Origin of the sequence: Parahoeflea alexandrii, from assembly GCF_027214025.1 — a bacterium.
GTDB classification, from domain to species: Bacteria; Pseudomonadota; Alphaproteobacteria; order Rhizobiales; family Rhizobiaceae; genus Hoeflea; species Hoeflea alexandrii_A.
Genome location: NZ_JAPWHB010000003.1, coordinates 546,004 through 558,742 on the forward strand (window position 1 = coordinate 546,004; position 12,739 = coordinate 558,742).

Genomic DNA, 12,739 nt, shown 5'->3' on the forward strand with positions numbered 1-12,739 from the left:
CTGCCGGGAAGCAGGAAAAAGGGAGGATCATCCATGATAGTAAAACAGGCATTGAAGACACTGACCGCAGCGGCGCTGGGGCTGTCGGTCCTTGCAGGCGGCATGATCACGGCGGCACAGGCTGCCGACATCAAGCTGCGCGCGACGGCCAATTCGAACGAGAATGACGAGGACTATGACGGCCTGATCGTCTTCAAGGACTATGTCGAGAAGGCCTCGAACGGCGCCATCGAAGTGGAACTCTTCATCGGCACGCAACTCTGCTCCACGGGTGCTGAATGCCTTCAGGGCATCGCCGACGGATCGATCGACATCTACATCTCCACATCCGGCGGTGCCTCGGGGATCTTCCCTTACGTGCAGGTGCTTGATCTGCCCTACCTGCTGCGTGATGATCGGATCGCGGAAGCCGTGCTGACCGAAGGCACCTTCGTGCGGGCGATGCGGGAGCAGATGCTCGCCGATTCCGGCGGCATGATCCGCCTGATGACGATTGGCAACACCGGCGGCTGGCGCAATTTCGCCAATACCAAGCGGGAAGTTCGCTCGCCGGCCGACTTGGAAGGTCTGAAGATCCGCACCGTGGTGGCCGATCTGCCGCAGGAACTGGTCCGGGCCATGGGAGCTTCACCGACCCCGATCCCCTGGCCGGAACTGTTTACCTCGTTCCAGACCGGCGTGGTCGAAGGCACGCAGAACGGCATCACCGACATCATGGGCATGAAGTTCCCCGATGCGGGGCTCAAATATCTCACGCTTGACGGTCATTCCTACATGGGCGCCCTGTGGTACATGAACAATGAGCGGTTCATGGGCCTGGACGAGGGCCTGCGCCGCGTCGTGGTCGATGGCTTCGCCGCCCTGCAGCAGGCGACCTTCGCTTCGCCGAAACGCAAGTCCATCGAAGCCTACAAGGAGTTCGCGGCCGTGGGCGGTTCGGTCTATGTGCCGACCATGGAGGAAAAGGCCGCGTTCAAGGAAGCTGCCGCTCCGGTGTTCGAATGGTTCAAGACCAACGTCCAGGGCGGGACCACTTTCTATGACCTGCTGGTCGCCGAAGCCGCGAAGGCATCCGAAATGATCGACGGCGGTGCCATGAAGGACATGCAGTAAGGTCCTTGTGAAAGAGCCTCGAATGCGGGCCGTCCGGTTGTCACCGGGCGGCCTTTCTGTCTCCATCTGTCACCGGAACGGATACATCCGGGGTCGATGGTGGTCGGCCATCACCTTGGCGCGGCGGATCTCGTCCGGTCACGGTGTCGAGTGGATTGCCGGTCGATTGAGCCCTTGCCGGGCTGGCGCCTTGTGAGTCGGCAAAGTAGCCGATTCTGTCTTGTGTCTTATATAAGACTTGATAAAGTCACTTGATGGCGGATCTCTTTCGCCTGCTGGAAGCCACGTCTTGGAAGCGTATCTGCAATGACAAAAATCGTGACCGCCGGTGTGGCCGTGGTGGATTTCGTCTTCTTTCTCGACGAGATGCCGAGGCTGGCCGAGAAATACCGGGCCAATGGCGCCGAGATCACCGGCGGCGGAGGCGCCGCCAATGCCGCGGCCGCGATCGCCCGGCTGGGCGGACATGCCATGCTTGCGAGCCGGCTGGGATCGGACCAGGTCGCGGACATGATCGTCGCCGGTCTCGAGGCCGACAGGGTAGACTGCTCCATGCTGCGGCGGTTCGAGGGGCGGCGCTCCTCCTTTTCCTCGGTGTTCATCGACAAGGCGGGCGAGCGGCAGATCGTTAATTTCCGCGATCATGACTTGCCGATGGATGCCGGATGGCTGCAGGCAGCGCTTCCGGGCCAGTTCGATGCGGCACTGGCCGACACGAGATGGCCGGACGGGGCCGAGGTGTTGATGCGGGTGGCGCGGGAACGCGGGCTGCCGGGCATTCTCGACGGAGAGGCGCCGATCCGAGAAGCCGAAGCGGCACTTCACCTTGCGAGCCATGTCGCCTTTTCGGCGCAGGGATTGCGTGACTGGGCGCAACACGACGATCTCGAAAAGGCGCTGGCCGATGTGGCCGCTGAAACGGGAGCTTTCGTCTGCGTCACCGACGGCGCCAAGGGCGTGACCTGGCGGCATGGCTTGGCGTCGGGTTTCGAACCGGCTTTTGCGATCAAGCCGCTTGATACGCTGGGCGCCGGCGATGTCTGGCACGGTGCGTTCGCGCTCCGGCTCGGCGAGGGCGCGTCGCCGCCCGAAGCGATCCGCTTCGCCAGCGGCGTGGCGGCAATCAAATGCACCCGGACCAATGGCCGTGCCGGCTACCCGACACGTGCAGAAACCGAATCCTTCATGAAAGAGACGCCGTCATGCAGCTGAGCGCAGGCAAATTATGGGGCATGCGCCGCATGGCCGACGACGGTGGACTGTTCAAGATGACGGCTGTCGACCAGCGGCCGCCGATCAAGGGGCCGATCGCCAGGCACCACGGCGTGACCGAAGCCCCGTGGGAGGAGGTTGCAGCCTTCAAGACCCTGCTGATCGAAACCCTGCAGGGGCAATCTTCGGCGATGCTGCTTGATCCGCATTTCGCGATTCCCAAGGGTATCGGCAAGCTTTCACCGACAAAAGGGCTGATTGTGACGCTCGAGGATTCGGTTTTCGAGGAAACGCCGGATGGACGGCTTTCGAGCGAGATCGATGACTGGTCGGTGGCCAAGATCAAGCGGATGGGCGGCGATGCAGTCAAGGTGCTGGCCTGGTACCGGCCCGATGCACCCGAACACATCCGCCAGAAGCAGAAGGATTTCACTAGGCGGGTCGGCGAGGCCTGCGCGCGCTATGACATTCCGTTCCTGTTCGAGCTGCTGGTCTATCCTCTGGCGAGCGATGCACACCAGACCACGGATTACGTCGAGATGACCGGCAAGCGCACCGACCATGTGCTGCAATCGGTGGCGGATTTTGCCGTGCCCGAATTCGGTATCGACGTGTTCAAGCTCGAGAGCCCGGTTGCCGCCAAGGATGTTCCGGAAGGTGGCGACGCGGAGGTGCAGGCGGCGTTCGACGAGATGGGACGGCTTGCCGGCCGGCCCTGGGTGATGCTGTCGGCGGGCGCCGGCAAGGCCGAGTTCCGCAACATCCTCGCCCACGCCTACAAAGCCGGGGCCTCGGGTTACCTCGCAGGCAGGGCGATCTGGCTCGAGCCCTTCGGGCTGTATCCCGACTGGAACGCCATGCGTCTGGGGCTGGAGACCGGCTCGGTGGATTACATGCAGGATCTCAATGCGCTTACCGATCAGGCAGCCACTCCCTGGGACAAGCACCCGGTGTTTGGTGCGGAAGGCGCGCGGTTCGCGCCCGCCGACCAGAGCTTCCGCCACGGCTACAGCGATTTCGGCTGATGCAGCGCCCGGATCTAGTCGAGCAGCAGGCGATTGACGACCCGGGGCTTGTCGCCCGGGTTGGCGCCCGGCGCAATGATGACAGCCTCGCCTTCGCGCGGCGTGGTGCCCGAGATGGCGCGGATCAGCGCCGGGTGGGTGACCATCAGCTGGTTGCCTGCGCCCTGGAATTCCTCGACCGCGGCAATCAGTTCGTCCGGGATCACGTCAGGATCGGCGCCGCCGACGATCGAATTGAGATAGGCCCTGGTTTCGACCTGTCTGCGGCCAAACGCCAGTCCCGCAGTTTCGGTGGCGCGGCAGAATTCGCCGGAATAGACCGCACTGATCGAGACGGCGCGGGCCGCGAACCGCATGCCGATGCGGCGGGCCTCCTGGATGCCCCGGTCGGTCAGGCTCTTGCGGTTTTCGCAATCGCCGAGATCCGGCCTGAGCGGTTCGCCGCCACCCGGCGTTCGCGAGTATCCGAGCAGGATCGTGTATCCGCCCTGCGCCAGACGGGCCCAAGCGGCCTCGGTGGCCGCGCCTTGAGTGGGAGGGGCAATGGCAAGGATCGCCACCGCGAGGAAGAGGGCCGCCGGCCAACGTCGCAGGTTCAATTTCATACCTGCAATCTAGTGTTTTTACCCGGTGATGTAAGGGGGAATGTCAATGTCCGGTGAAACTCTCACCATAGGCGTTCTGCCGCTGGGGCGGCCAACCTTCGATGTGGAATTCGCCGAGGAAATGCTCGGCGGCATGCTCGCCGATCTGAGGGCCACCGGCCACCGGCTGGTCGGGTCCGAAAAGTTGCTGATGGATGCCGTCGCCACCGAAGCGGCGATCGCGGACATCAAGGCCGAAAACCCGGACCGCATTCTCATCCTGCAGCTCACCTTCACCGATGCCGCTATGACCTGCCGCATCGCGGACACGTTCGCCGAGCCGCTGGCGATCTGGGCGGTTCCCGAGCCGCGGCTCGGCGGCCGGTTGCGGCTCAATGCCTTCTGCGGGCTCAATCTCGCCTCGCACGCGCTGGGGCTCAGGGGAAGGCTGTTTTCCTGGCGATACGCGGCTCCCCATACTCCGGGTATCGAGGCGCTGCTGGCGGAAGAGCCGATGGTTCGCCCCCTGATCCCGCAGAAAGCCGGTGCAGACTCCAAGTATGGCGACGCCCTGCTGGATGGCTTGCGCGGCAAGAGCATTGCCCGGATCGGCGCGCATCCGGACGGGTTCGACACCTGCGCCTATGACAGTGGCCGTCTTGCAGATCTGACCGGAATGACCGTGACCGGGTTCGAGCTTGCGGATCTGTTTGACCGGGCGCGGGCAGCGCCGGAACCGGCGGCAAGGCGGCTCAGGATGACGCTTTCGGAAAATCTCGCCGGACTTGACGACGTCAACCAGACGGAACTCGACCGGTCGCTCAGGCTGAAGCTGGCGCTCGACGGCATGAAGGCCGAGGGCGGTTTCGATGCCTTCGCCATCCGCTGCTGGCCGGAGACTTTCACCGAATATGGTGGAGCGGTCTGCGGCCCGGCCTCGATGATGGGCGAGGGCCGCGTGCCCTGCGCCTGCGAGGCCGATGTCTATGGGGCAGCGACGCAGCTCCTGTTGCAGGCGGCAAGCGACCAACCGGTGTTTCTGGTCGACCTGGTTGACCTGGATCCGAGCGATGACACCGGCGTGGTCTGGCATTGCGGCCAGGCGCCGATCTCGATGGCGGATCCGGACGCCGTCGCCCGGGCGACGATCCACACCAACCGCAAGATGCCGCTTTTGTTCGAGTTTCCGCTCAAGTCCGGACCGGTCACCTTTGTCCGGCTGAGCCAGGCGCGAGGGCGTCAGAGCCTGATCATCGCCCGCGGCGAGATGCTCAAGCGCGACATGGCCTTCACCGGCACGTCCGGCGTGGTGCAGTTCGAGCGCCCGGCGCGAGACGTGCTCGCGCGGGTCATCGACAGCGGGCTCGAGCATCACATGGCGCTTGCCTATGGCGATCATGTCGGGGCGCTCGAAAGCTTTGCTGCTGCTGCCGGCCTGCCGGTGATCCATCTCTAGGGTTTCTCCCAACATCAGGGCTTTGCCATGACAGACATCAGATACGGCATCATCGGCTCGGGCATGATGGGGCAGGAGCATATCCGCACGATCGGGCTTCTCGAGGGGGCTCGCGTGACGGCGGTGTGCGACCCGGACGAAGGGATGCGCTCGAGCGCCGCGCACATGGCGGGCGAGGGGTGCGCGGAATTCACCGACCATGCCGCACTGCTGCAATCGGGGCTCTGCGATGCGCTGGTGATCTCGGCGCCGAATCACCTGCATCACCGGATCCTGAAGGACGCGCTGCCCGCGGATCTGCCCATACTGGTGGAAAAGCCGCTGTGCACGACGCTTGCCGATTGCGAGGACATCCTCGAGCTTGCCAAGGGGCGGTCGTCGCATGTGTGGGTGGCGATGGAATACCGCTACATCCCGCCGGTGCAGCGCCTGATCGAGGCGGTGCATTCGGGAGAAACCGGCGTGCCGCGGATGATATCGATTCGCGAGCACCGGTTTCCGTTCCTGAAGAAGGTGGGGGACTGGAACCGCTTCGAGGCCAAGACCGGCGGGACGCTGGTGGAGAAATGCTGCCACTTCTTCGACCTGATGCGGCTGATCGCCAAGGCCGAGCCGGTCCGCATCTATGCGTCGGGCAATGCCGACGTCAATTTCCGCGACGAGGAATATGACGGAAAGCGCCCGGACATTCTCGACAACGCGTTCGTGGTGGTCGATTTCGACAATGGCCTGCGCGCGATGCTGGATCTGTGCATGTTTGCCGAAGGTTCGAACTGGCAGGAAGCGATCGCGGTGACCGGCGACATCGCCAAGGCCGAAGCGTTCGTGCCGGGGCCATCCCGGTTCTCGCCCGACGGCAAGGAGCGGCATTCGGAGTTCGTGCTGTCGCCGCGCGCGACCAAGCGCGAACACCGCGAGATCGTCGATGTCGATGCCGCGATCCTGGCGGTCGGCGATCACCATGGGTCGACCTTCTTCCAGCACCAGAAGTTCCTGGCGATGATCCGCAACGGCGGCGTGCCCGGGGTTTCTCTCGAGGACGGACTGAAGGCGGTGCGCATCGGGCTGGCCGCTGAGCAATCGGCAAAAACCGGAGCTGCCATCAGCCTCTGACGGTCAGCGCAGGTTGACCGCGTAATGGATTTCCCGGGTTATGCAGCGCGACCAGCGCAATTCGACCGGACGGTTTTCGAGATCACGGGCCAAGCGGCTGATCAGCAACAACGGCTCTCCATTTTCGCAGCCCAATTTTGCGGCGTCGCGGGCGCTGGCGGCAATGGCCTTGAGCCGTTCCTCGGCGCTGCCGATGGTGATGCCCCAGCGCTCGGAATAAAGCCTGTAGACGTTGTTGGGGATGATCGTCAGGTGATCGAAGTCGGGAAACCGGTTCGAGGGCAACGTAATAGTCTCGATCAGGATCGGCTGGCCCGACAGCGAGCGGATACGCTCGATGCGGATGACCTCATCCGCATCCTCCAGTCCGAGGGCTTCCTTTTCAGTCTTCGTTGGCTTGGCGGTTCCGGTGCTGAGCACCTGCGAATCGGGAAAGCTCGGGCTGCCCTCGTCCGGTGAGAGCCGGAAGAACTGGAACATGATCCGGCTTTCCTCGGGCTCGGCGACATAGGTCCCACGGCCCTGGCGGCGCAGCAGCAGATTGTCGGCTGTCATCGAATCGAGCGCCTTGCGCACCGTGCCCTGGCTGACATTGAGCTGGCGCGCCAGTTCCATCTCGCTGGGCAGCAACATGCCCGGCAACCAGGCGCCTTCGACCAGGCGGCGCATCAGCCGTTCGCGGACCTGGGCATAGAGCGGCTTGAAACCGATTGCCTCACCAGTGCCGGATTCGGCCGTTTCCAGCACCTGATTTTTCTTTTCCATGCTCTGCCCCGGTTGACTTTTTGCTCGTACCATATCTTATGTCTTATATAAGACCTGTCCGTAGGACGCCAATAGATTACACCTTATCCACATTGGAGGACAAACGTGACCACCCCCCATTTGCTAGTTCATGACCACGCAGACAATGTCGGCGTCGTCGTTGTCGAAGGCCTGAAGGCCGGCACCAAGATGCTCTGTGTCGTCACCCATGACAATTCAAGTTTCGAACTTGTGTCGAACGCGGATGTGCCGATTGGCCACAAGATCGCGCTCAAGGACATCAAGTCGGGCGATACGGCGATCAAGTACGGCGAGGATATCGGAAAATTCGTCGCCGATGTCGGCAAGGGCGCTCATGTCCACACCCACAACCTGAAAACCAAGCGCTGGTAGGAGCCCTCATCATGGCATCGAAATATTCAAACATGACCTTTCAAGGCTACCGGCGCGAGAATGGCCGGGTCGGCGTCCGCAATCTCGTCGTCATCCTGCCGGTCGACGACATCTCCAATGCGGCCTGCGAGGCGGTGGCCAACAACATCAAGGGTACGCTGGCCTTGCCGCACGCCTATGGCCGGCTGCAGTTCGGTGAGGACCTGGACCTGCATTTCCGCACCATGATCGGCACCGGGGCAAACCCGAACGTGGCGGCCGTGGTGGTGATCGGCATCGAACCGGGCTGGACCAAGAAGATCGTCGACGGCATCGCCGCTACCGGCAAACCGGTCACCGGCTTCTCGATCGAGCAGAACGGCGACCTCAAGACCATCATGGACGCATCGCGGGTCGCCAAGGAATATGTCCATTTCGCTTCCGAGCTGCAGCGCGAGGAGTGCTCGATCTCGGAATTGTGGGTCTCGACCAAGTGCGGCGAGAGCGATACCACGACCGGCCTCGGGTCCTGCCCGACGGTGGGCAACATGTACGACAAGCTGCTCCCCGAGGGCATCTACGGCTGCTTCGGTGAAACATCAGAGATCACCGGCGCCGAGCATATCTGCAAGGCCCGCGCGATCAACGAGGAAGTCGGCGAGCGCTGGTACAAGATGTGGAAGGCCTACCAGGACGACGTCATCTTCGCCCACCAGACCGACGACCTGTCCGACAGCCAGCCGACCAAGGGCAATATCGAGGGTGGCCTGACCACCATCGAGGAAAAGGCTCTCGGGAACCTGGAAAAGATCGGCCGGACCTCGAAATACATCGACATTCTCGATCCGGCGGAAGCGCCGAAGTCGGGCAAGGGGCTGTATTTCATGGATTCGTCCTCGGCCGCGGCTGAATGCGTGACGCTGATGGCGGCCGGTGGCTATGTGGTTCACACCTTCCCCACCGGCCAGGGCAACGTGATCGGCAACCCGATCGTGCCGGTGATCAAGATCACCGCCAACCCGCGTACCGTCCGGACCATGGGCGAGCATGTCGATGTCGATGTCTCGGGGATCCTGAGACGCGAAATGACCATCGACGAGGCGGGCGATGCGCTGATCGAGATGATCATCCGCACATCGAACGGACGGGCCACCGCGGCGGAAGCGCTGGGTCATCGCGAATTCTCCATGACAAAGCTCTATCGTTCCGCTTAAACCGGAAGGGAAAAGGCGGAGTTGTCATGGCAGATATCGTCATAACCGAATTCATGGACGAGGCGGCGGTCGGCCGCCTCGTCCAGGCATATGATACCCTCTACGATCCGAAACTGGTCGACGACCCGGCGGCGCTGCACGATCAGCTAACATCGGCGCGGGCGCTGATCGTGCGCAATCGCACCCAGGTGCGCGAGACGCTCCTGAGCATGGGACCGAAGCTCCGCGTGGTGGGCCGGCTGGGTGTCGGGCTCGACAACATCGACGTCGCGGCCTGCAAGGCGCGCTCGATCGCCGTCATCCCGGCAACAGGAGCCAATGACCTGTCGGTGGCCGAATATGTGATCACCTCGGCGCTGATGCTGCTGCGCGGCGCCTTCATGCGATCGGCGGAAGTGGCCTCGGGCGCCTGGCCGCGCCAATCGATGATGGGGCGCGAACTGGCGGGCAAGACCATCGGTCTCGTCGGCTACGGCTCGATCGCCCGGGAAGTGGCCTGGCGGGCGCACATGATGGGTATGCAGATCGTGGCCTATGATCCCTATCTGATGGCGGATCATCCGGGCTGGCAAATCGCCCGCAACGTGTCGCTCGACGGCGTGCTGGAATTCAGCGACGTGATTTCTCTGCACACGCCGCTGACCGATGCGACGCGGAACATGATCGATGCCGCGGCGCTATCGCGGATGAAGCCGGATGCGATCCTGATCAATGCGGCGCGCGGCGGCATCTTCGACGAGGCGGCGCTTGCCGAGGCGCTGAAGGCGGGCCGGCTCGGCGGGGCGGCGCTCGACGTGTTCGAGACCGAACCGCTGACGGCGGAAGCAGGGGCCAAGTTCAAGGATCTCAACAATCTCGTGCTCACGCCTCACATTGCCGGGGTGACGGGCGAATCCAACGAGCGGGTCAGTCATCTGATCGCCGACAAGGTGCTCGAAGCGCTGGGGAACAAGGCATGAGCGACATGCTGACAATGATGCCGGAGGCCGTCACCGAGCTGATTACCGGGGCACTGACGCGCAGCCGGACTTCGTCCGAGAATGCGGCTTCGGTGGCGCGCGCGCTGTTGGCGGCCGAACTTGCGGGTCAGAACGGCCATGGCCTGCGCCGCGTCGAGGCCTATTCGGCCCAGGCGCGAGCCGGCAAGGTCGACGGCTTCGCCGTTCCCAAGGCGGAGCAGACAAGGCCGGGCGCCCTGGCGATCGATGCCGGAAACGGCTTCGCCTACCCGGCGATGGACCTGGCGCTCGACTGGTTGCCCGAAGCCGCGAAAACCCAAGGCGTTGCCATTGCCGGCATCCGCCGTTCACATCATTGCGGCGTTGCGGGCGTGATCGTTGAGGCGCTGGCCGAACGTGGCGTCGCGGCGCTGATGGTTGCAAACGCGCCGGCGGCCATGGCGCCCTGGGGCGGGCGGCGTCCGCTGTTCGGCACCGATCCCATCGCCTTTGCGGCTCCGTTGAGTGATGGCGCGCCGGTGGTTGTGGACATTTCGCTGTCGAAGGTGGCGCGCGGCAAGATCATGGCTGCGGCCCAGAAGGGCGAGGCGATCCCCGAAGGCTGGGCGCTCGATCCGGAAGGGCAGCCCACCACTGACGCCAAGGCGGCGATGGCGGGAACGATGATCCCGCTCGGCGATGCCAAGGGAACGGCGCTTGCCCTGATGGTGGAGCTTCTCTGCGCCGGATTGACCGGGGCCAATTATGCCTGGCAGGCCACGTCGTTCTTCGACGACAAGGGCGATCCGCCCGGTACGGGGCAGGCGATCATCGCGATCGACCCGGATGCGTTCGGACCGGGTGGCGCGGAGCGGATGACGCTGATGGCCGACATGGTTGCCGGCACCGAGGGTGCGCGGCTGCCCGGCCGCCGCCGTCAGCAGATCCGCACGGATCTGCTCGAGAACGGAATTCCGGTGGATGCCGCACTGGCGGCAGCCATCCGCGCCATCGGAACATGAACCGGCGCGGTTCCGGGGCTAATCAGCCCCGCCGTCAGTAAAGCAGCCTGACGGCCACCAAGGTAATGGCCGGGAACATCGTCAGGATGGCGACGCGGATAATATCGGTCATGACGAAGGGAAACACGCCGCGATAGGTGGCGGACAAGGGCGTGTCCTTGGCCATCGAGTTGATGACGAAGAGGTTCATGCCGACCGGCGGCGTTATCAGCCCCACTTCCACGACGATCAGCACGATGATGCCGAACCAGAGGGCGAATTCCTCAGGGCTGAGGCCAAAGTCGAGCGCTGACATGATCGGGAAGAAGATCGGAACGGTGAGCAGGATCATCGAAAGCGAGTCCATGATGCAGCCGAAGACCAGATAGAGCAGCAGTACCGCGACCATCACCAGCCAGGGATTGAAGCCCTGGCCGCCGACATAGGCGGCGGCCGTCTGCGGCAGTTGGCTGAGCGCCAGAAAGGCGTTGTAGACCCCGGCGCCGAAGACAATGAGAAAGATCATGCCGGTCGCGCTGGCGGTTGCCAGGATAGAGCTCATCAGGGTCGAGCGGTTCAGGCCGCGATTGACCAGTGCGATCACTCCGGTGCCGAAGGCGCCGATGGCAGCGGCCTCAGTGGGGGTGAAGATGCCGCCGTAGATGCCGCCGACCACGGCGATGAACACGAGCAGCACCGGCCAGACCGCGATCAGGCTGCGGAACCGTTCGGAATAGGGGGCGCGATCGCGCTGACCGGCAGAGCCGGGCTTGAGCCTGACATAGATGGCGATGGCGATCATGTAACCGAGTGCGGCAAGAATGCCGGGAATGAAGGCCGCGACAAACAGCTTGGCGATGTTCTGCTCGGTCAGGATGGCGTAGATGACCAGGATAACCGATGGCGGAATCAGGATTCCCAAGGTGCCGCCGGCGGCGAGCGCACCGGTCGCCAGTTCGCCGGAATAGCCGTAGCGCTTGAGTTCGGGCAGCGCGACCTGCCCCATCGTCGCCGCAGTTGCCAGCGACGAACCGCAGATCGCGCCAAATCCGGCGCAGGCGCCGACAGCTGCCATGGCGACGCCGCCCTTCCTGTGTCCCATCCAGGTTTCAGCCGCCTTGAACAGGGCCTGCGACATGCCGCCGAGCGTGGCAAACTGACCCATCAGCAGAAACAGCGGAATGATCGAAAGCGAGTAGCTCGAAAACGTGCCCCAGGTCAGGTTCTTGAGCTGGGCGAATATCATCAGGAACGAGCCGTTGATGAAATAGCTGCCGCCGATCCCGGTGATCAGCATGGCAAGGCCGATCGGAATGCGCAGGAAGATCAGCAGCAGCAGAACGGGAAAGGAGAGGAGGGCGATGTCGATATTGGTCAATGTACCGTCTCTCCATGGGACTGGCTCTGGCCTGTCAGCAGCGCCCTGGCGCTCAGGATCACGCACCAGAAGCTGATCAGGACGAAGCCGAACGCGCCTATCAGGCCTGACGCATAGGCCCACCAGACCGGGTATTGAATGATGAAGGTGGTCTCGCCGTAGGCCAGTTTGTCAAGCGTGCCGTCCCAGTGCTTCCAGGCGAGCAGCAGCGCGATGGCGAACATCAGCAGATCGGCGACAACATCGATCAGCCTGTTGGCGCTGTCGCCCAGATGCATGGTGAGGATCTCCACCGATGCATGCTGGCGGTTGATCTGAACCCAGGGAAGAAAGGCGAAAACCGCAAAACCGGTGCCGAGTTCCACCAGTTCGAAATCACCGCGGATGGGCCCGAGCCCGATCCAGAGCAGGGCGCGTCCTGTCACCGAGGCAACGGTCGACAGGATCACGGCGACCAGTACCAGGCCGCCCAATATGGCCAGGAAAGCTGCAAGCGACCGCATCAGTCGGTCAATCCGGTCAAACATTTCAAACCTCCCGGGCGGGCCACGGCCACGCGCCACTGCGG

Annotated in this window: 13 protein-coding genes; 9 read left to right on the top strand and 4 right to left on the bottom strand. The window is 63.4% G+C overall.

The window, feature by feature from the left end; all coding sequences use genetic code 11:
• Positions 1-36: 36 nt before the first annotated feature.
• From dctP to O4H62_RS13095, 3 genes are all read left to right on the top strand, one after another.
• Complete coding sequence (gene dctP, locus O4H62_RS13085) at positions 37-1,113, top strand: TRAP transporter substrate-binding protein DctP (protein WP_269388612.1); 1,077 nt, start codon at positions 37-39, stop codon at positions 1,111-1,113.
• Positions 1,114-1,419: 306 nt separating this feature from the next.
• Complete coding sequence (locus O4H62_RS13090) at positions 1,420-2,325, top strand: PfkB family carbohydrate kinase (RefSeq protein ID WP_269388396.1); 906 nt, start codon at positions 1,420-1,422, stop codon at positions 2,323-2,325.
• The gene (locus tag O4H62_RS13095) at positions 2,316-3,350 is read left to right on the top strand and encodes a tagatose 1,6-diphosphate aldolase (RefSeq protein ID WP_269388398.1); all 1,035 of its coding nucleotides are present in this window, start codon (positions 2,316-2,318) and stop codon (positions 3,348-3,350) included. Before O4H62_RS13090 ends, O4H62_RS13095 begins: the two co-directional genes overlap by 10 nt.
• 14 nt (positions 3,351-3,364) lie before the next feature.
• On the opposite strand, the gene O4H62_RS13100 is transcribed toward O4H62_RS13095, so the two are convergent.
• Positions 3,365-3,949, bottom strand: coding sequence for a histidine phosphatase family protein (locus O4H62_RS13100; protein WP_269388400.1), 585 nt, complete (start codon positions 3,947-3,949; stop codon positions 3,365-3,367).
• Between the two features lie 52 nt (positions 3,950-4,001).
• Here O4H62_RS13100 and O4H62_RS13105 point away from each other — a divergent pair, with 52 nt between their 5' ends.
• Entirely contained in the window at positions 4,002-5,390 is a 1,389-nt protein-coding gene (locus O4H62_RS13105; RefSeq protein WP_269388402.1) for an L-fucose/L-arabinose isomerase family protein, read from the top strand.
• A gap of 27 nt (positions 5,391-5,417) precedes the next feature.
• Positions 5,418-6,503 (top strand): Gfo/Idh/MocA family protein, encoded by a 1,086-nt coding sequence (locus O4H62_RS13110; protein WP_269388404.1) that lies wholly within the window; start codon positions 5,418-5,420, stop codon positions 6,501-6,503.
• 3 nt (positions 6,504-6,506) lie between these two features.
• On the opposite strand, the gene O4H62_RS13115 is transcribed toward O4H62_RS13110, so the two are convergent.
• Positions 6,507-7,268, bottom strand: a complete 762-nt coding sequence (locus tag O4H62_RS13115; RefSeq protein ID WP_269388406.1) for a GntR family transcriptional regulator — start codon at positions 7,266-7,268, stop codon at positions 6,507-6,509.
• A 105-nt stretch (positions 7,269-7,373) separates the two neighbouring features.
• On the opposite strand from O4H62_RS13115, the gene O4H62_RS13120 reads away from it, so the two are divergent.
• Genes O4H62_RS13120 through O4H62_RS13135 form a run of 4 tightly spaced genes read left to right on the top strand, consistent with a single transcriptional unit; the run spans position 7,374 to position 10,814 of the window.
• Positions 7,374-7,661 carry a UxaA family hydrolase gene (locus O4H62_RS13120; RefSeq protein ID WP_269388408.1) on the top strand — a complete coding sequence of 96 codons (288 nt, stop codon included), beginning with the start codon at positions 7,374-7,376 and terminating at the stop codon, positions 7,659-7,661.
• Between the two features lie 11 nt (positions 7,662-7,672).
• Entirely contained in the window at positions 7,673-8,854 is a 1,182-nt protein-coding gene (locus tag O4H62_RS13125; protein WP_269388409.1) for a UxaA family hydrolase, read from the top strand.
• Between the two features lie 26 nt (positions 8,855-8,880).
• A complete protein-coding gene (locus O4H62_RS13130) occupies positions 8,881-9,813 on the top strand; it encodes a hydroxyacid dehydrogenase (RefSeq protein WP_269388410.1) in 933 nt (310 codons plus the stop codon).
• Positions 9,810-10,814 (top strand): Ldh family oxidoreductase, encoded by a 1,005-nt coding sequence (locus O4H62_RS13135; protein WP_269388411.1) that lies wholly within the window; start codon positions 9,810-9,812, stop codon positions 10,812-10,814. The genes O4H62_RS13130 and O4H62_RS13135 overlap by 4 nt, the downstream gene beginning before the upstream one ends.
• 34 nt (positions 10,815-10,848) lie before the next feature.
• Here the strand turns inward: O4H62_RS13135 and O4H62_RS13140 are convergent, their stop codons facing one another.
• Together O4H62_RS13140 and O4H62_RS13145 are read right to left on the bottom strand one after the other, a co-directional pair.
• Positions 10,849-12,171: a TRAP transporter large permease gene (locus O4H62_RS13140; protein ID WP_269388413.1), complete on the bottom strand. Its 1,323-nt coding sequence runs from the start codon at positions 12,169-12,171 to the stop codon at positions 10,849-10,851.
• Positions 12,168-12,698 (bottom strand): TRAP transporter small permease, encoded by a 531-nt coding sequence (locus tag O4H62_RS13145; protein WP_269388415.1) that lies wholly within the window; start codon positions 12,696-12,698, stop codon positions 12,168-12,170. Before O4H62_RS13145 ends, O4H62_RS13140 begins: the two co-directional genes overlap by 4 nt.
• Between the last annotated feature and the right edge of the window lie 41 nt (positions 12,699-12,739).

Excerpts from the sequence above, each read along its gene's own strand:
- O4H62_RS13105 (WP_269388402.1), top strand. The coding sequence starts at position 4,002 with ATGTCCGGTGAAACTCTCACCATAGGCGTTCTGCCGCTGGGGCGGCCA.
- O4H62_RS13090 (WP_269388396.1), top strand. The coding sequence starts at position 1,420 with ATGACAAAAATCGTGACCGCCGGTGTGGCCGTGGTGGATTTCGTCTTC.
- O4H62_RS13110 (WP_269388404.1), top strand. The coding sequence starts at position 5,418 with ATGACAGACATCAGATACGGCATCATCGGCTCGGGCATGATGGGGCAG.
- O4H62_RS13135 (WP_269388411.1), top strand. The coding sequence starts at position 9,810 with ATGAGCGACATGCTGACAATGATGCCGGAGGCCGTCACCGAGCTGATT.
- O4H62_RS13115 (WP_269388406.1), bottom strand. The coding sequence starts at position 7,268 with ATGGAAAAGAAAAATCAGGTGCTGGAAACGGCCGAATCCGGCACTGGT.
- O4H62_RS13145 (WP_269388415.1), bottom strand. The coding sequence starts at position 12,698 with ATGTTTGACCGGATTGACCGACTGATGCGGTCGCTTGCAGCTTTCCTG.
- O4H62_RS13125 (WP_269388409.1), top strand. The coding sequence starts at position 7,673 with ATGGCATCGAAATATTCAAACATGACCTTTCAAGGCTACCGGCGCGAG.
- O4H62_RS13095 (WP_269388398.1), top strand. The coding sequence starts at position 2,316 with ATGCAGCTGAGCGCAGGCAAATTATGGGGCATGCGCCGCATGGCCGAC.
- O4H62_RS13130 (WP_269388410.1), top strand. The coding sequence starts at position 8,881 with ATGGCAGATATCGTCATAACCGAATTCATGGACGAGGCGGCGGTCGGC.